General features: G+C 67.8%; 14 protein-coding genes. 2 read left to right on the forward strand and 12 right to left on the reverse strand.

Annotation, left to right across the window (positions count from 1 at the left end; genetic code table 11):
- Nucleotides 1–18: 18 nt before the first annotated feature.
- On the forward strand, nucleotides 19–1,281 hold the full coding sequence (locus ACLQ2Q_RS20040) for a polysaccharide pyruvyl transferase family protein (protein ID WP_425823206.1): 1,263 nt from the start codon (nucleotides 19–21) through the stop codon (nucleotides 1,279–1,281).
- Here ACLQ2Q_RS20040 and ACLQ2Q_RS20045 read toward each other — a convergent pair.
- Both ACLQ2Q_RS20045 and ACLQ2Q_RS20050 read right to left on the reverse strand, forming a co-directional pair.
- Nucleotides 1,254–3,449 carry a glycosyltransferase gene (locus ACLQ2Q_RS20045; RefSeq protein WP_425823208.1) on the reverse strand — a complete coding sequence of 732 codons (2,196 nt, stop codon included), beginning with the start codon at nucleotides 3,447–3,449 and terminating at the stop codon, nucleotides 1,254–1,256. The genes ACLQ2Q_RS20040 and ACLQ2Q_RS20045 overlap by 28 nt on opposite strands.
- Nucleotides 3,450–3,475: 26 nt before the next feature.
- Nucleotides 3,476–4,438 (reverse strand): glycosyltransferase, encoded by a 963-nt coding sequence (locus tag ACLQ2Q_RS20050; protein ID WP_425823210.1) that lies wholly within the window; start codon nucleotides 4,436–4,438, stop codon nucleotides 3,476–3,478.
- A 240-nt stretch (nucleotides 4,439–4,678) separates the two neighbouring features.
- Between ACLQ2Q_RS20050 and ACLQ2Q_RS20055 the strand changes: the two genes are divergently transcribed.
- Complete coding sequence (locus ACLQ2Q_RS20055) at nucleotides 4,679–5,872, forward strand: Ig-like domain-containing protein (protein ID WP_425823212.1); 1,194 nt, start codon at nucleotides 4,679–4,681, stop codon at nucleotides 5,870–5,872.
- A gap of 31 nt (nucleotides 5,873–5,903) precedes the next feature.
- Here the strand turns inward: ACLQ2Q_RS20055 and ACLQ2Q_RS20060 are convergent, their stop codons facing one another.
- The 10 genes from ACLQ2Q_RS20060 to ACLQ2Q_RS20105 all read right to left on the reverse strand — a co-directional run bounded on the left by ACLQ2Q_RS20060 (nucleotide 5,904) and on the right by ACLQ2Q_RS20105 (nucleotide 17,462).
- Complete coding sequence (locus tag ACLQ2Q_RS20060) at nucleotides 5,904–7,133, reverse strand: glycoside hydrolase family 5 protein (protein ID WP_425823213.1); 1,230 nt, start codon at nucleotides 7,131–7,133, stop codon at nucleotides 5,904–5,906.
- A gap of 55 nt (nucleotides 7,134–7,188) precedes the next feature.
- The gene (locus tag ACLQ2Q_RS20065; RefSeq protein WP_425823215.1) at nucleotides 7,189–8,292 is read right to left on the reverse strand and encodes a glycosyltransferase; all 1,104 of its coding nucleotides are present in this window, start codon (nucleotides 8,290–8,292) and stop codon (nucleotides 7,189–7,191) included.
- A 108-nt stretch (nucleotides 8,293–8,400) separates the two neighbouring features.
- Complete coding sequence (locus ACLQ2Q_RS20070) at nucleotides 8,401–9,819, reverse strand: right-handed parallel beta-helix repeat-containing protein (RefSeq protein WP_425823217.1); 1,419 nt, start codon at nucleotides 9,817–9,819, stop codon at nucleotides 8,401–8,403.
- A gap of 171 nt (nucleotides 9,820–9,990) precedes the next feature.
- Entirely contained in the window at nucleotides 9,991–10,953 is a 963-nt protein-coding gene (locus tag ACLQ2Q_RS20075; RefSeq protein WP_425823219.1) for a glycosyltransferase family 2 protein, read from the reverse strand.
- A complete protein-coding gene (locus tag ACLQ2Q_RS20080; RefSeq protein ID WP_425823221.1) occupies nucleotides 10,950–12,029 on the reverse strand; it encodes a polysaccharide pyruvyl transferase family protein in 1,080 nt (359 codons plus the stop codon). The genes ACLQ2Q_RS20075 and ACLQ2Q_RS20080 overlap by 4 nt, the downstream gene beginning before the upstream one ends.
- Nucleotides 12,026–13,120 carry a glycosyltransferase gene (locus tag ACLQ2Q_RS20085; protein WP_425823223.1) on the reverse strand — a complete coding sequence of 365 codons (1,095 nt, stop codon included), beginning with the start codon at nucleotides 13,118–13,120 and terminating at the stop codon, nucleotides 12,026–12,028. The genes ACLQ2Q_RS20080 and ACLQ2Q_RS20085 overlap by 4 nt, the downstream gene beginning before the upstream one ends.
- A 32-nt stretch (nucleotides 13,121–13,152) precedes the next feature.
- Nucleotides 13,153–14,514, reverse strand: coding sequence for a Wzz/FepE/Etk N-terminal domain-containing protein (locus tag ACLQ2Q_RS20090; protein ID WP_425823225.1), 1,362 nt, complete (start codon nucleotides 14,512–14,514; stop codon nucleotides 13,153–13,155).
- Nucleotides 14,515–14,674: 160 nt separating this feature from the next.
- Complete coding sequence (locus ACLQ2Q_RS20095; protein ID WP_425823227.1) at nucleotides 14,675–15,550, reverse strand: alpha/beta hydrolase; 876 nt, start codon at nucleotides 15,548–15,550, stop codon at nucleotides 14,675–14,677.
- A complete protein-coding gene (locus ACLQ2Q_RS20100; RefSeq protein ID WP_425823229.1) occupies nucleotides 15,547–16,560 on the reverse strand; it encodes a glycosyl transferase in 1,014 nt (337 codons plus the stop codon). Before ACLQ2Q_RS20100 ends, ACLQ2Q_RS20095 begins: the two co-directional genes overlap by 4 nt.
- Nucleotides 16,557–17,462, reverse strand: a complete 906-nt coding sequence (locus ACLQ2Q_RS20105; RefSeq protein ID WP_425823231.1) for a hypothetical protein — start codon at nucleotides 17,460–17,462, stop codon at nucleotides 16,557–16,559. The genes ACLQ2Q_RS20100 and ACLQ2Q_RS20105 overlap by 4 nt, the downstream gene beginning before the upstream one ends.
- Between the last annotated feature and the right edge of the window lie 30 nt (nucleotides 17,463–17,492).

Below are 17,492 nucleotides of genomic sequence, written 5' to 3' on the forward strand. Positions count from 1 at the left end.
TCGACCCAGAGGACTCCAATGATCGTTCGCCACGTCCGCCTCCGATACACCCTCCTCACCCGAGGAGTCTTCGATCACCTGGGAATCACCGAGCAGCGGGTCGCCTCGGCGCTCGAGGGCGTCCGGCGCGGATCCGCCCGCCATGTCCTCATCGCGCCACCCGGAGCCGGAAACATCGGCGACCAGGCCATGGTGGAGGCGTTTGTGGCGGCCGCGGACCGGCCGGTGACTGTCGTGACACGCGGTCCGAAGGACTTCACGCTCCCGGTCGATCTCGCCGCCGGCGCGGAGATCGTCGCCCTCCCCGGTCTGTTCTACGGGGCAGGCGGCGCTCACGCGAACGCCCTCGCGCGACTGAAGGTGCTGCTGACCGATGCCGCGACCGTGTCGATCGTCGGGGCCGACATCATGGACGGGGTGTACGTGCTGCGCAGCTCGCTCCGCCGCTCCGCGATCGCCGCGGGCAGTGCCCGCGCGGGCATCGACACGACGGTGCTCGGGTTCAGCTGGAGCGGAAAAGCACCCGCAGCGGCCCTGCGTGCGCTGCGCCGGGCGGGGGCGGCCGGTGTGCGCCTGCTTCTTCGCGATCCTGCGTCCGCTGCCCGAGTGCGTGACGCCGGCATCGGCGGCGTCGTCGAGACGGCTGACATCGTTTTCACCGACGATCGGCGCGACGACGCGAAGGCCGACGGCATCCTGAGGGGGATCGACGGTCCCTTCGCGATCGTGAACGTGAGTGGTCTGATCGCGCGCACGGTCGATCAGGTACCCGAGTACACGGCGCTGCTGGACCACCTGCGCGCGGACGGATTCACCGTCGTCCTGCTGCCGCACGTGCTGCGCGACACGGCGGACGACCTCACTGCGTGTCGCGAAGTCTATGCAGCCAGCGGAGGCGAGGGAGTCCTGCTCATCGACGAGCAGCTTTCGCCGTCCACCATCCGTTCACTCGCGAATCGTGCATCGCTCATCGTCACGGGGCGTATGCACCTGGCCATCATGTCGCTGGCCCAAGGTACCCCCGCGATCACTCTTGCGACTCAGGGCAAGGTCGAGGGTCTGATGAAGCTGTTCGGATGGCCCGAGCTCTGCGTCGCACCCGGACCGGGGATGGGTGAGCGGATCTGGGCCGTAGCGAGCCAGGTGCTGGCGGCGCCGGACGCCCGCGACCGCGTGCAGGCGGGCGCCGCCCGCGCGCGTGCCTTGGCCGCCGCCAACATCGATCGGATCAGTGGGAACGACGCGCGGGAGCGCTACGCGGAGCGCAACGCGAGTCGCTGACGGCTCGGCGCCTCGCGATCGTCGAGCGCGTCGAGCCAGATTCGCTCCACACGGGGATACACCGACTCTGCCGAGTACTCCTCTTCGAACCGGGAGTGCCCCTGAGCCGCGACCTCCGCACGCCAGGTCGCGTCACCCACGGCCTTGCGGAGCGCCTCACCCAGCCCCGCGGCGTCGCCCGGCGGCAGCAGCACGCCCGCGCCCCCACCGAGCACAAGGGGGATACCCCCGACCTCGGTGGAGATCACGCACGCGCGACGCGCCATCGCTTCGAGGATGAACATCGGCATGGCCTCGTCACGGGAGGGCAGAACCGCGATCTCCGCGCGCTCGAGCAGCTCCATGAGTCGAGCATGCGAGACACTGCCGAGCCACCGCGTGCGCGGGAGCGCACGGTCGACCAGGTGCTCGTCGCGCACCGGACCTGCGACCACGAGCTCCCACTCCGGGTGCTCGTCCGAGACCTCGCGCCATGCCTCCTGCAGGACATCGATGCCCTTGCGGTGCGAGACGACACCTCCGAAGACGACCAGCTTCTCTTTCGCTCGCGGCGTCCCACTGGGGATCGCGTTGGGAACGAGCTCGATCCGGTCCGCCGGTACGTGGCGCGCACTTATGTCGCTGGAGTCCTGGGACAGTGTGATGACCTTGGTGCACGCTTGCAGCACTCGTGCGACCGAGGCCGGGTTGGAGCGCTCGTACTGTGCGTACTCGCTTCCGTGGAGGTGAGCGATCACGGGCAGGCCGAGGCGGTTGGCGTATCGCGCAACCAGGCCTTCGCGAAGGAAGGATCCTCGCTCGGAGAGATGCGTCACGATGACTGCGCGCTCTCCCCGTCGAGCGATTGCGCGGACGTTTCGGAGGGTCCGGACGAGGCGCCGAGCTGCCGTGATGTGGTCGCCCGGATCTCCTCGGGATTCGAGCACCCGCACCGAGACGTTCTCGAAGGGCCAGGCCAGATACGCGTTGATGACCTGGGTCATGCCGCCGGGGATGTCGCCTGCGCGGCCGACGTGATAGATGCGGGGCCGTGCGCTCGCATCGGGGGCCGCCGTGGATACGGATGCGGGCGCCTGAGCGATGGTGTCGTGGAAGCCCTGCTTGGTCGCACGAAGACGCTCACGCGCGAGCAGCAGCGCGCCGACCTGCTCGCGCCGACGGCGGGCGATCCGGACGATGCGGTCCGCCAACTCATCGCCCGTGAGGCCGGTGCTGTTGATGGTGAGGTCCTCGAGCCCGATCGTGGAGAAGTGGCGGGAGATCTTGTCAGAGTCATCCAGCTGCAGCCCCACGGCGCCGGAGCCCTCGGTCAGGCCCGCAATGAGGACGTGGAGCCGGTCACTCGCTACGACCGCGGTGCGCCGATAGACCTCGCGCAGCCGAGCCTCCTGCGGACCATGGCCGCGTGACTCCGGCCATGAGACGACTTCTGCCCCGCCCAAGTCGGCGGCGAGTCGATGGGAGCGCCCGTCGTCCACACTGACCTGCGACACGACGCAGATCCGGAGGTCGAGGGCGTCTGCGGCTCCACGGATGCCGGCGAACCACTCCCCATCGGGGTATGGCCTGGGTGCGACCTCCGCGTCCGCCCGCAGGGAGACGACGAGCAGGTCGCGCTCGGCGCGGCCGTCGCCGAGACTCGCGACGAGTTCGTCGTCGGGCATGCCCTCGTAGAAGCCGAGATCGGGGGAAGCGGGCCCGTGGCCCAGGTAAGCAGCCGTGCGGTCGTCGCGCCAGCGTGTATAGCTGCTGAGGGCGTTGGACGGCCACATGAGCGCACGTGGGAACGGGGCGAAGTTGCGCGCTCCGACGCCGACTCGCGACACGGTCCCGCCGCGCAGCCGGACCAGCGAGACGGCTGGCAGCATCGTGACGTGCTCTTTCATGCCGATCAGCGTCAACTGAACTTCGCCGGGTTTGTAGACGGAGTGCGCCCGCCCGCGGAGAGCGGAGCGAAGCAGTGCCGCATACCAGCGCCCGAAGGACCGGTACACGTGATCCTCCGGCCGAAGGCCGAGTCCCTCATCGTAGCCATCGGGGGAGTTTCCGACATAGACGTGCAGCGTTCCTGCTGCGCGGGCCCAGTCCAGAAGCGGTCGCCGCAGGATGATGTCGCCGATGTTCTCGTACTGACCCCGTCCGACGGCGAAGATGTCACGGCTGGTCATCGGGGCCTCCTGCTGTGGGTCGGTCACTAGGCGGCGCCCGCTCGCAGCCCATCGACGATCCGACGCGACGCGGCCCTCTCGATGGCGGAGCCCGTCAGCTCCGGTCCGTCAACGGCGACGCCGATGTCGAGCTCATTCACGAGGCGTGCGATCTCTGTCTGGTGGTCGTCGACGTGCTCGCGGCGGTGAGCGCGGCGCACCGCTTGGACCGGATAGATGCCCATCCCGAGCAGCTCGAGGAGCGTGCCGACGCCGGCGTGCGTGACGACCGCATCCGCCTCGAGCGCGGTGCGCGCGAAGTCATCGGGAGACATGTACTGGTGGACGGTGCCCGGGAGGGAGTCGCTGCGATCCGTATCGCCCAGCTGCCACACCGTCTCGTCGTTCGCGTAACCGGTCCGAAGCATGGCGTCGACGACGGAGTCGAAGCGGTACCCCCGGATGGTACCGAGCGTGACGAACACCTTCCTCGGAACGGCCCTCGTCGCCGCAGGGACGCTGCGGAAGTCCGAGAGGACGCTATGCGCCGGCGCCCACCGTCCGCGGCTCCACTGCGGGTGAGGAGTGCGAAGGCGTACGCCGGGGACGAGTTCGAGGATGCGCCCCGTCGATGAGGGGCCGTGGACGCGGGAGACGCTCTCCACGTACGTCGCAGGAACGCCTGCCAGCACAGCGAGGGGAAGGGCTGCCACCGCCACAGCGGCGCCGGTGCTCACGGCGACCTCGAACGACTCGGCTTGGAGCGCACGGCGCAGAACCGGCATGGCGCGGAGCGTGCCTTTGAGGTCGCGAGGGCCGATATACGGAAGCGCGATCATGCGCCGGCCCTCCAGCAGCTCGCGACTCTGCGGCGTGTCGAAGGTCACCCAGAGGGACTCGGGATTCACACCGAGCTGCGCCTCGAGGCGGATGAGCTCTGACAGATGGCCGCCCGTCGAGCAGACGAGTAGGGCCTTTGCGCCCATCGGCGCGATCGAATCCGTCAGCATGCCTTCTCCTCGCCCGCAGAACATCGTAGGCCTCGGCACGCCGTCGGCGAGTCCTCCTCTATATGACCAAGGCTAGTAGGGCAAGCCGTCGGTGCACAGGGGCTTGACCTGACCTTTTACCCGCCCGAAACGACCGTTAACGGCTCGTTCACGCGCCTAGACCCGTGACATAGTTGGATGCTTACAGGTTAGGGGAAAAATATGGGGACTGTTAATCGAGGACTTCCGTCGACATCGCCGATGGTGTCGCGACGCGGATTCATCACGCTCGCCACGGGCGGTGTAGGCGCGCTGGCGCTCACCGCTGCCACCGGAGTGCCGGCGTTCGCCGAGTCGACTCCTACGCCCAAGCTGCCGGGCGAGTACTTCCGCAAGCCGAACCAGTTGACGGCTGCCGGAACGCTTTTCGACAACATCTGCGTGCGCATCAATGGCGATGTGGCGCGCATCCACGTCCCCCAGACGGTCAAGCCGTTCAGTGGCCAGGCGGTGCCGGTCGTGTGGTTCTACCACGGCGGCTCGAGCGATCACAACGCGCTCGACGGCGGCTTCAAACTGGTCTCCGCGGCCGTCGTCGACCACGGATGGGTGGCGATCTGCCAGACGGCGGGCGGCAACCTCTACTCGCATCCCACTGCCACCGCGCTTCAAGTCGCCGGCTATCAGTACATGAGCCAGACCTTCACAGTGAAGACGAACGTCCTGCGAGCGACCTCCGCCGGCGGCGCGCTCGCGACGGAGACTTACGCATCGAAGCTCATCCCATCGATTGCCGGAATGTACAGCGTGAACGGAACGTACGACATACGCGCTCACTATGACTCGGGCGGCCGGGCTCGCGACTCGGTCATCGCCGCCTTCGGGGACAACCCTGGCGCGATCGACGCAGCCAATCCCGCCCGTCACTCCGCCGCAGCGTGGGCCGGATCGACGATGCGTATCGTCGTGTCGCAGCCCAGCGAGACCGATCTGACCGTCCCGCCGGACGATCACGGGCTCGCGCTCCTTGCACTCGCCAGCCCCGTTGCCGCCGAGGCGACGATGCGTGCCCACACGAACGGCCACTCGACCCCCGGTTTCGCCCTCCCGGACTTCATCGCGTCGATGGAGCGGTGGGTCGGCGCCTCGTCCGGCGGCGACCGCACTCCGCCATCAGCGGCCATCGTCGCGCCCGTCAACGGTGCAGTGCTCAAGGGCTACGCCACGGTGACCGTCAACGCCACCGACAACGTGGGGGTGGTCGATGTCGGCATCTACCACGGTGAGTCCCGGCTGCTGACTCTGACCAAGCAGTCTGCGACACAGTGGGGCGCACGGATCTGGACGGTAGGGCCCCGGACTCCGAACGGCGATTACGTCGTGACGGCGCGCGCCACCGATGCGGCAGGCAATGTCGGTATCAGTTCGCCGATCAAGGTGAAGATCGCCAACTGAGTGCGGGCGTCTCAGCCCGCCGGTGGGCGCTTCAGCCTGCCGGCGGGTCGTCTTGGGGCTGCGTCGGTCGTGATGGGTGTGCCTCGATGACCGAGGCCTGCGACAGGGCGGTGTCGATGCCGACCGGCGAGAGGGGGCGCGGGTCGCTGCTCACGTACGCCAGAAGTGTGCCCACCTGCGTCGTGGAACTCGCGGCGAAGTACGTCACATCGAGCTCGTACTCGTCGGCGAGCGAGTAGAACTGATCGAAGAGCTCGTTCCACCCTGCGGCGTCCGCATCCGACTGCGCTCCGTTCGCGCCACCGGACGGCCATCCCACTTCCCCGACGGAGCATCTCACAGCCCACGCGCGGCACCAGTCGCCGAACGTCCGCAACCGGTCGAGCACGGGCGAGTAGTCCGTGCCGGGAACGAAGCCGGCGCCACGCTCGTTCGCGTAGAAGTGCTCCGAGTACATGACTTTGTCGAGAGGGTCGATGACCCAGGGGCCCTGCCGTGCGATGGCCGCCAGTCGCCCACGCTTATCGCTCAGGATCCCCTCGACCCAGATGACGTGGTCATCGCCTGTGGAGCGGATGGCATCCACCGCGACCTGCGCGTATCGCTTGTACGTCTGCACGCCTACGGACCAGCGGGGCTCGTTGAAGATGTCGTACGCGGCGACCCGCTCATCGTCGCGGAACCGTTCGGCTATGGTCTGCCAGAGGTTGGTCACGTGCGCCTCGGTGATACCGTCGCCGCATCGGAGGCTCCCCTCGACGAAATCTCCGGCGCCCCACGGATACGTGCATCCGTTGTGAAGGTCGATGATGGTCCGGATGCCTGCATTCGCTGCTCGGTTCACCTGCTCGGCGACCACCTCGAGGTAGGCGGCGTCGATGGGCTGCTGCAGCCCGTCCGCGGCGTCGCCGCCCGGCGGGATCTCCTGGAGCCGCTGCCATGGCACCGCAAGACGGATGATCGACACCCCGCGGGACGCGAGGAAAGCATAGCTTGAAGCGGGTTCCCCGAGAGCGGAGAGATCGTCCTGCTTGCCGGCGAAGATGAGGCTGTAGATGTTCACCCCACGCAGGTAGTCGTGACCGTCGAGGTAACTTCCATCGCCGAATCGAAGTGTCTCGTCGACGCTGCGGGATCCGACGGCCCTCCCGCCGGAGGGATCGGTGCTTGTGGGCAGGGGAGTGGGCTGTGCCTGCTCCCCGGAGCCGCCGAGGAGAGGATCTCCGGTGGAGCTCGGCCAGAGCATCAATCCGACAGTCATCGCGATCGCAGCAGTGACGGCCAGCAGCACCGTCGCGCGAACTCCTATGCGTTTCCTAGCGCTCCGCAAGGCCATGGCCGTACTGCACGGCGCGTTCCAGGAGCGCGCCGCTGAATCGAGGGGTGAAGCGATCGATCCAGCCGCCGACGTCCGTGACCTTGATCTTCGATGCGCGCTCGACGGCGTCGGCAACGGAGAGCGGGTGGTCATCGAGGGCGAGCTCGCCCGTGACGCCCGGAATGATCGCATCAGCGACGCCCAGTGCCGTCGAGATCGCCGTCGCCGGCACGGCGCGTGAGGTCGCCTGGACGAGGTCCGCGCCGACGCCTTCGCTGCGGGACGGGAGGACCACGACCGATCCCGCGGGAAGCCGCCAGTCGTCCTCGCCGACATCGTGGCGGATCGAGAATGGAACCCCGAGAGTGTCGGCCAGCGCGCCGAGAGCGGCTTCGCGTGGGCCTCCGCGCAATGACAGCACCTCGCTCCGGATGCCGCGATCGCCGAGGGACTTCGCGGCGTGCACGACGACGTCGGCGTCGGTGCGCGCCGTCAGCTCGCACGTCAGCACGAGGTGGATCGGACCGTCCCCCTCCGGCGGGCCGGCGAACGTGGCGTCCTCCCGGTTCTGCGCGAGAACGGGTCGCGGCACGACGAGGCTCCGGCTGGCGGGCACCCCGAATGCCGCGGTGAGCTCTGCAGCGATCGGATGCGAGGCGGAGATCGCGAGGTCCGCGCGTCGATAGGCTCGGCGGGCGTCGCGCACTTGCCGGCGTCGGGTGCGCGACTCGGAATCGAGGAAGAGGCTCAGAGGGTTCTCCTCCGTGACAACCGCAAGCGGCGGCGATGAGTGCCCCTTCATGGCCTCCAGCACGACGAGATTCGATTCCGTGCGCACCCCGACGACGGCGCCGAATGCACTCGAGCCGATCAGCGCGCTGAGGGCGCTGATCTTGGCTTTGTGCCCGTGCACCGCGGCGTTCTCGGTCACGTCGACCGAAGAATGCAATGACGACGAGACCGGCCCGGCCAGCAGAGGGATCGCGGTCACGGCGTACCCGGCGTCTGCGAACCAACCCATCCACGCGATCGACGGGTCGTCGTCACCGTCGCGCAGCGACGTGACGACGAACGCTATCCTGCCCTTGTCTTTCGATGCCACCGAAGTTCCCCCTGTGCCTTCCACCCTAATGTCCCCGAGTTCGCTCTCTTCGCCGCCCATGACCCGGTCACCCACTAGTAGGCCCCGGGATGGACGACGCGGCGAACCTCACGGGGCGCAGAACACGTTCGTGACGCCACCCGCCGCCGCATCCACCCAGTTGTCGCACGACACCTGCGAGCCCGACGACGGACTCTGGATCCAGAGGCCCGTGCCGGGGGTGCCGCTTCCCGAATTGTCCCGGAAGATGTTCCGGTAGCCCCAGTTCCCGTCGCTCGAGACGAACGACGCGTACCCGTGCTTCACGGCGTTCTGGCCGGAGTTGCCGCTGATGTACCAGTCGTTGCCCGTCACCATGATCCAGGCGTTGGCGTTCGAGCCAGAGCTGTGCCCGATGACCGTGTTGTGAAGGATCGAGCCGTCGGAAGTGCCTTCCTTGGCCTCGATCGCCTCAGCACCCGTTGCCTTGACCGTGTTGAGCGCAACGGTGTTCCGATCCGAGCGGTCGGGCTGGCCGTTGGTCACCTCGGCCCATCGGCGTCCCGACGTACCGATGTAGATGCCCTCACCGTATGGCCGGTTCACGAGACCTGTTCGCTCCACGAGGTTGCCCACGACGAAGCTGTCGGTGGTGTGCCCGTAGAGATGGATGCCTTCGTTCCCCGTGTCGCGGACATGCAGGTCGGTGATCGCAACGTCGTTGCCGTACTTGACCATGACTCCCGCCAGGGCATTGGTCACCGTGAACCCGGTGACACGTGCATGACTGGCTGTGCCCAGGCGCATCGCGGTTCCCGAGAATTCCGAATCACCCTGTACCACGGCGGTCCTGGGCCCGCAGACCCAGATCGGAGCGGTCGCCGTTCCCGACGCCGTCAGTGCGAAACCGCCCCTGTAGGTGCCGGCGGCGAGGTGAATGACGGTGCCCGGACGTGCCGCAGTGAGGGCATTCGTAAGCTCACTGGCAGTGTGCACGCGGACTGTGGCGGCAGGGCAGTCCTCGATCCGGATCGGCAGGGACCTCACAGCGGGAGGTGATGTCTTCCTTCCGACCACGAAGGAGTCATGGTGCGTGATCGTGCCGCTTGAGTTCGCGTTCGACAAACCCGTCCCGGCGATCCGGATCGTGTGGATGTCGCCGTTGAGCCCGTCAGCCGTGAACGCCCGGATCTTCGTCGTCCTCGTACCCGAGTAGTTGTCGACGCGCTTCTGCCTGACGTCGTCCAGGTACACGTCGACGATGCCACCCGAGGTCGAGTTCCACGTGTACCAGGTGATGCTCGATCCACGGAACGTCAGAGTGGCCGAGGCCTTCCCGTCGGCGTAGCGGATGGCGCCGCCGCTCGAGCCGCCGGACTCGAGCGAGGCCCATGAGCCCGTGTACACGGTCGCACTCGAGGACTCTTCGTACGTCGCCGGTCCGACGATCGTGGCGGCGGAGGCGGGTCCCGCCTGAGTGACTCCTCCGAGGATCAGCAGTGCTGTGAGGGCGAGTGCGGTCTTCCGGTCGGCGCCTGGGCGTCGCATGTTTCCTCCGTGAATTGTCGATTCGGTCCCCAGACGTCAGTTGGGGGCTTCTTCGCAACCCACTTGACAAGTATGGTCCCAAGCGCTGTGTAGGCGAAAGAGCCAGGGACGGACGCGCACGCAGCCGAAACACAACGTCACGCGAACGTCACACGAACGTCACAAATCCAGCTATCTGTCAGCGGCTCGCAGCAGGGCGCGGTGAGCGGCGAGCGAACTCTTGGCGGTGAGCGCCAGCGCGAGGCGACGCGCGTCTCGCCGCTTCGCGAAGAGGGCTATGTCGGACCACGAGAGCTCGGATCGCCGATCAGCCAGGTGGCGTCGGCGCTCATTGTCAGGATAGGACGCGAGAAGAGCGTCCTTTATGCCCGACAGTTGGATGTAGCGGGCGCGGAAGTACCGGTAATCGTCCGTATCGACGAGTCCGATTCGGTCCGCGTCCGAGCGGATGCGGGAATCGATGAGTCCGAGCGACTCCGCCCGCGCCGAGGTCGAGGTGATGACGGAGCCTTGCCGGAGACGGTATTCGTACACCGGCTGATCGGTGAATCGCACCGACCTGGCGTACGACAGGGCATCCGCGACCATGATGAGGTCGGACTGCACCCGGGCGGGCGCGAACGACGCCTGAGCCATCACTTCGCGGCGGAACAGCTTGTTCCACAGGTGACCGGTGATCTCGCCGCGCAACAGCATCGCGAACGCGCCGGCGCCGTCCACGCCAGGGCTTCGGGGCGCGCGCAGGGGGCGTCGAGAGCCGTCCTGATAGTGGAACTCGGCATCGGCTACGACGATATCTGCGCCCTCTGCGGCGGCGACCAGCGTCTTGAGCGCGGACTCGGGCCAAGAGTCGTCCGCATCGACGAACCACAGGTACTCGCCGGTGCTCTCGGCGACCGCGCGTTCGCGGGCTCGGGCGACGCCACCGTTCTCGGGAAGGATGATCGCCCGGACGCGAGGCTCGGCGTCGGCGAGAGCCCTCGCCACGTCGGCCGTCGCATCGCCGGAGCCGTCTTCGACGAGGACGATCTCGAAGTTCTCGTACCGCTGGCGCGAGAGCCGCTCGACGCACACAGGCAAGAAGTCGGCGACGCGGTAGGCGGGGATGATGACGCTGACCTTCGGCGCGCTCACACCAGAGCTCCCTTCGCCTCCAGGCGCTGTCGCAGCTCACCCGTCACCGCTTCCAGTCGGGAGCGAGCCTCCACGACCGATTCGATGATCTCAGCGCGCCGTGCCAGTGCATCGCGCACGACGTCATTCAGCGCGGCTTCGTCCGGGATGCTTCGGCCGACGCTGGTGCGGTCGATCCCCACCGAGGTGAGGGTTCGCGTGACTTTGTCCATGCGTCCCGTGCTGAGAGCGATGGGGATAGCCCCCTCGGTGGCAGCGATCACGGCGCCGTGCAGCCGATCGGTGAGCACGAGCGCGGACTCGCGGTAGATTCCCCGCAGCCTCTCCTCCTGCCGCGCGTGATCGTCGTCGAGCCAGGTCAGTGCCTCGCAGCCGAGCCGCTGCGCAAGATCGAGTGTCACTGGACCGTCGCGCTCGATCTGCGCGACGACGATGGGCTCGAGCGCGAGCCTGTCGGCGAGGGTGCGGACCTTCCGGACCCACTCGTCATCCAGACGGTCCCGGGCTGCGTGGTCGAGGCTCTGTCGAACCGCTATCGCCATCCGCGGCCGAGGGGCGTCGGCATCTCGCAGCACCTCAGCGGATGATCCGAGGGCGAACGCCCAGTCGGGGCTGACGGACCCGAAACCCATGATCGCGCGGCTGTCGGCGTCGCGCCACGAGACCAGGTCGCAGAGCCGGACGATGGCGCCGATCGGCTTGCGCCACGCAGTCGATTCCCGCACGCCCACGCCGAGGTGCACCGCCGTGCCGCCGCGGACCTTGTTGACCACCAGCAGCGGCGCGAGCTTGAGGTAGCGCTTGGCGAAGGCCCGGTCGACCTCTCGTTCCCCCGTGTCGAAGGCGTAGACACCGCCTTTCATCAGGTCACGCGAAACGACCGATCGCCACTCGCCGTTGTCACGCACGGCGACGTCGTCCGAGTGCAGCCCCAGACCGCTGATGTACGAGTCGGGCTTGCCCCCGACGAAGACGCGCAACGGCGCGATCGTACGCAGGTGGTCGAGGAACCCGCGCCGGAGCACCGTGTCGCCGACGTTGTCCGTCTGTCCTACGGCTGAAACAAGGATCCTCACGCGGTCGGGCCTTTCTGCCGGTGTCCGTCAAGGTGATTCGAGATGGCCCGTTCGAGAGCGACCGTGAGCAGCCTGCCGCTCTCGTCTGTGGAGAAGCGCCGGGTCCAGTCGCCGACGTGGTGCATGGGAGTGTCGCGCGCGGCGAGAACGGCATCGGCGAGCGCCTCCGGAGTGCCTACAAGCGCCAGCTGCCCGCTGAAGCCCGGGATCAGGGCGTCCGCGACGCCGAAGGCATTCGACACTGCGACGCTGGGGATTCCCGCATAGGCGGCTTCGACGAGCACGTTGCCGAATCCCTCTCGGTACGAGGGAAGGACGGCTACTGCGCCTGGAGGAGTGGCAGCGACCCAGTCGGGAACCCACCCAGGCGCCTCGAGCGGAACGCCGTGAGACTCGGCGTCTGCCGCCAGCCCTGTCATGCCACTCTGAGTTCCGAAGCACAGGATGCGCGCATCGATGCCTCGTTCGCGCAGGACGGCGGCCGCCGCGACGGCGAGCCCGACCCGCTTCTGCGGCACCAGTCGCATGGGCAGCGTAAGGCGCACGGGTTCGTCGCCGGTCGGTACGGGACGAACGAGCGAGCTGCGTGCCTCCGCGCGCTGACCGGCGGGATTGGGCACCGTCACGACGCGCGATCCGGGTACTCGATAGACGCTCACGAGCTCGGCGGCGACCGAGTGCGAGACGGCGATCGCGAGGTCGGCGCGACGGTAGAAGCGCAGGGCGAGCATCCGCTTGATGCGATCAGGAAGGCGCATCGGCTCGCCTTCGCGACTTGTGATGTTCCGCTCCGACACGATCAGCGCGGGGCGTCGCCTGCCCATGCAGGCAGCCAGAGCGAGAAGATTCGGCCACGACTGGATCGCGAGGACCACGTCCGTGGGCTCGCCGAGGAGGACCTTGCGAAGCGAGCGGATCGCCCGAGCAGGATTCCGTCCGTCGAGCGGGATGTGCCGCACCCCTTTCGGCGCCTCGCCGTTGTCGTGGATGGTGGTCGTGGCAAGCCGCACATCGAAACCGTGCGACGCGAGCCAGTCGGCCCAGGTGCGCGCGACGAACTCCGCGCCGCCGCCCGCGAACGACGTCGTCACGATCAGGATGCGAGTCGAGTCGTGCCCCCGGCTCACGAGCGCGCGGGCCGCAGGTCGCGGTACGCCGCCGTCGAAACGTCGGCGTCCGCGCCGGACCGTGCCGCATCGAGCACAACGACACCCAGCACCGAGGCATCCACGCCCTCGAGCGTGGTCTTCGCCGCCTGGAGCTGTGTAGGCGTGACGCTGCCCGAGGTGACCGCGAGGAGGACGCTCTTCGCCGCGGACGCCGCGAAGAGCGTGTCGCTCAGCGGAAGCACGGGCGCCGAGTCGATCAAGACGATGTCATACGAGGCGGCGACCTCTCGGACGACGCTCGAGAAGCGAGCACCGGCGATGAGCTCGGCCGGGCTGTCCGTCGTCGTACCTGCCGGCAGCACGCCGATCCCGTTCACCTGCGTGATCGCGTCGCTCGCCGTCGCCGTCCCGGACAGGCACTGCGCAAGACCCGGACCATCGAGCCCGAGCGATGACGAGATCGAGCCGGAACGCAGGTTCGCGTCGATGATGGCTACCCGGGCGCCGAACTCCTTGAGCGTCAGCGCGAGATTGCTGGTGAGAGCCGACGAACGGTCCCGTGGCGTTGCAGCGGCCACCGCCACGACGCTGAGGTCCGCATCCGTCGAGTGGGCGAGTGTGGCTGCGATCGTGCGGTACGACTCCGCGATCGCGCTCAGGGGATCGTCGAGCACGACGGTCGGCGAGTCGGACTTGGCGCCCACCGGGACGCTGCCGATGGCGCGCAGCGAACCGGGCTCGGACGCAAGATCCGAGCCGTTGTAGATCTTGCGGTCGCGAAGCGCTGCGATCGCGATCCAGAGGATGCCCAGGGCGAAGCCGACGAACATGCCGAGTGCGATGTTCACCAGGAGATTGGGGGATGACGGGTCCTCGGAGGCCACCGGCTCCTCGAGCGACTCGATCCGCAGGGGCGGTACGCCTCCCGCCGTCGGCGTCTCCAGTTCGAGGACGACGTCGGAGAACGACGAGACCACGGCAGCCGACAATGCGGCTGCGTCATCGGCGTTGGGTGCAACGGCGGTGATCTGGAGCACCGCGCTGTTCACCGGAACCATGACGGTGATATCGCGGGCCAGCTCGTCCGCCGTCGTGTCGAGGTTGAGCTCATTGATCACTTCGTCGAGCACACGCTGCGACTTCGCGACCTCGGTGTAGGAGTACACCTTCTGGATGGCGAAGTTGTTCGCCTGTACGAGCTCTGAAGAATCAGCGCCGGCGGGCGCGTCGAACGCCACGAAGATCTGGCTCGTCGATTCGTACTGGGGAGTCATCAGCATGGTGGCCGCTGCTCCCGCCGCTCCGCCGAGGACGGTCAGGCCGACCACGACCCACCACCACTTTCGAAGAGCGCGGACAAGTGTCGTGGGGCTCATTGGCATTATCCGTTTCGCTTGATTCATGTCGTTCGTGGCGTGGAACCGAGGCTGCCTGCGGTCATCACGAGGGCTAAGTCACCGGGACGGTGCTGCGCTTACGTCCACGCTAGCCTCGCATTGTTGCGAGAGTGTTGCGACCGATGAGCGGCTGATGACGTTATGGCGACATCCGGTCGACGAGAAAGTCCCTGATCTGGACTCTCGATCCATTGTCTATGAGTTGCAGACCGTGCCGCTCGCCGTCGACGACGAGAAGCGTCACGTCGGCGCCGGCTTCGCGCATCGCCTGTTCGAGGGCCTCCGCCTGCTCGACAGGAATCACGTCCTCTGATCCGTGCACCAGCAGTGTCGGAGTGTCGGCGGGAACGTTGAACCGGGGCGAGGCGGTGACGGCCTGCGGGCAGTCGTCGATGTCGTCGCACCCCAGGTATGAGAGGACGACCTCCTCGAGGGAGGGGTCAGGGTCACCCAGTGCGAGCGCCTCGGAGGTGAGGTCCCCGGCGGCCGACAGCGTCACCACCGCCGACACCGGCGACCCTGACTTCGCGAGTGCATCGGCGGCGGTCAGGGCGATGATCCCACCTGCGGAACTTCCCAGGAGCGCAATGTCGCCCGAGAGGTTGAAGCGGTCCGTCTGAGCTGTTTCGCGCAGCCAATCGACCGCTGTGGCGGTGTCCTCCGCCTGAGCGGGGAAGCTGGCCGGCAGCAGTCGGTAATCGATCGCGAAGGCGGCCAAGCCATCTTTTGCCAGCTCGCCGCACAGGCTGAGCATGTTGGAGCGGCTGCCCTCCTGGAAGGCGCCGCCGTGGATCAGGATCACCGCGGGGAACGGCCCCGCGGAGTCGTCTTTAGGAATGCAGGCATCCAGATCGAGGTCTTTCCCGTCAACCTGTTCGTACGCGATGGACTTCTCCACGTCGACGGTCACGCCCCCCGTGGTCGTCGCGCCCGGCGCGGGCGGCGAGCTCTGGCACCCCGCGAGGAGCACGGCGCTCACCAGCGCGACGACCCCGAGCAACAACCGGGTCCTCATCGGCGCCCACGATCCTTGGCGCCGGCGATCGCGTCGTGGTACACATCGCGGTGCAGCCGGCCGATCGCGACCCAATCGCGTCCGTCCAGCTTCGGACGTTCCTCCGAGCCCAGCTCGTCCGCGGCCGCCAACGCGCTCATCAGCACCTCCTCCGTGAGGTCGCCGTCGTACTGACGGACCCACGCGTCACCCACCTCGTCGGCAAGGGCGGAGTTGGATGGCGTGCGCGGGACCAGGATGGGCCGGTCGAGCGAGAGCGCCACGAGCGCGGCGCCGGAGTTGTGCATCTCGGCGTAGGGCAGAACCACCAGCGAGGCGGCGGTGATTTCACGGACCAGCACGTCGTCGTCGACGAATTCGAGCCGGCCCGACACTGCCTGGTGGGCGTCGATGAGTGCGCTGATGCCCTCCCGCAGCTCGCGGCCAGGAGATCCGACGATGCGCAGAGACGTTCCGGGGCGCTCGCGGCGCGCATAGAGCTCGATGAGCTTGTCGACGTTCTTGTACGGGCGGATCAGCCCGAAGTAGAGGATCCGGCCCTTCTCGCGCTCTGAGCGCGGGTGATGCGCGAACCGATCCCTGTAGTGCCCGTGGAGAATGGTCACGCCGTGCATCTGCGGCTCGAGCTGGGTCGTCGGGTTCAGCTTGATGAACACCGCCGTCCGGCGGTCGATCGCGTTCAGGAGCCGGCGCTCCGCGCGGCCGCCGTCCTCGTGCGGGTGCAGGTTGTGCACCGTGCGGACGATCGGGATGCGCCGCATCCGTGTCATCAGCAGGGTCGCCCGCATAGCCTGCCGCTTGCCGACCCGCTTCGAGAGCCGCTGGTCCCGCGTGAGGAACTCCGGCCAGTGCAGGTGCAGCACGTCGTAGTCGCCCTTGAGGGCCTTCTTCCAGGAGAAGTAGCGCACTTCGACGTCGTCCGGCGCCCCCTCGGTCATCTGATCGATGAATCTCGTCCGGCCATCGGGCGGGGCCAGGGAGTGCAGCACTCGAATTCGGTTCTGGGTCATCTGGAGCATCCTTCTGCAAAGGCCGTCAGATCGTCTGCATCCGGGCTGTCGCCGACTGCTGCTGTAACGGATGAGACGGTCTGACCGGAGGCTTCGAGCGCCGAGACGAAGGCGTTGGCATCCTCGGCGAGCAGGGGCGGACCATCGGGCACCACGACACGATACGTCATCCCGCTGGGCAGCGACTCAACGAGGAGAATCGGGTTGTCATCGGCACCGGGCTCTCGTCCCCACGCATCCGCGATCCGGGGGCCGATCGCTTGGTTCTCGCCGACGAGCGCGGCGAGGTCGGTCAACGGCGCGGCGGCGTAGAAGCAGGTCACGCCTAGGTCGGGGTATCGAGCGAGCGTCGTGAGACCCGTCGTCGCACCCATGCCGACGCCCGCGAGCAGCGCCGGCACCGGCCCGGCGGTCTCGACCGCCCACGCCTTCAACTGAGACAGCCCCTCGCTGGCGGCGGTCGAACCCCAGCTCTCGCCCCCGAGCACCCCCGTGGCGACGGCCCACCCGCTCCCGCGGAGTTCCTCCGCGGCACGCGTATCCAGCAGCGCCCGCGCGTCGTCCGTCGCGTCGGGCAGCAGGATCGCGATTCCCGCCGGTTCGCCCTGCGGCATCGCCAGCCACGCCGTTCCGCTCGGCAGGGTCGTCTCCTGGACCTCCGGCACCGCGGGCTCTGTCGTCTCGACGGTGTCCGAGGCCGGCGGAATGATGGTCCGCGCGGGCGCCGTGGTATCCGAAATCGAAAAGGCGACGACGAGGATGATCGCGGCGCCGAGAAGCAGCCCGATGAACGCGCATACCGCGATCACGCGGTGGCGCCGCCTGAGGCGGGCGGGCGTGGCGTCGGTCGGCGCGATCAGTCGCGAGGCGGTCGGGCCGCCGGGCTTGGAAGTCGGGTGCACCGTCCCGACCCTATCCCGCGGAGGTTTCGC

It is taken from the genome of Microbacterium sp. DT81.1 (genome assembly GCF_049844955.1).
Taxonomy (GTDB): domain Bacteria; phylum Actinomycetota; class Actinomycetes; order Actinomycetales; family Microbacteriaceae; genus Microbacterium.

What these genes read in the sequence shown, in the direction of transcription:
- ACLQ2Q_RS20070 (WP_425823217.1), bottom strand. Translation starts at nt 9,819, where the DNA reads ATGCGACGCCCAGGCGCCGACCGGAAGACCGCACTCGCCCTCACAGCA.
- ACLQ2Q_RS20100 (WP_425823229.1), bottom strand. Translation starts at nt 16,560, where the DNA reads ATGACCCAGAACCGAATTCGAGTGCTGCACTCCCTGGCCCCGCCCGAT.
- ACLQ2Q_RS20045 (WP_425823208.1), bottom strand. Translation starts at nt 3,449, where the DNA reads ATGACCAGCCGTGACATCTTCGCCGTCGGACGGGGTCAGTACGAGAAC.
- ACLQ2Q_RS20090 (WP_425823225.1), bottom strand. Translation starts at nt 14,514, where the DNA reads ATGAGCCCCACGACACTTGTCCGCGCTCTTCGAAAGTGGTGGTGGGTC.
- ACLQ2Q_RS20040 (WP_425823206.1), top strand. Translation starts at nt 19, where the DNA reads ATGATCGTTCGCCACGTCCGCCTCCGATACACCCTCCTCACCCGAGGA.
- ACLQ2Q_RS20060 (WP_425823213.1), bottom strand. Translation starts at nt 7,133, where the DNA reads ATGACTGTCGGATTGATGCTCTGGCCGAGCTCCACCGGAGATCCTCTC.
- ACLQ2Q_RS20050 (WP_425823210.1), bottom strand. Translation starts at nt 4,438, where the DNA reads ATGCTGACGGATTCGATCGCGCCGATGGGCGCAAAGGCCCTACTCGTC.
- ACLQ2Q_RS20095 (WP_425823227.1), bottom strand. Translation starts at nt 15,550, where the DNA reads ATGAGGACCCGGTTGTTGCTCGGGGTCGTCGCGCTGGTGAGCGCCGTG.
- ACLQ2Q_RS20055 (WP_425823212.1), top strand. Translation starts at nt 4,679, where the DNA reads ATGGTGTCGCGACGCGGATTCATCACGCTCGCCACGGGCGGTGTAGGC.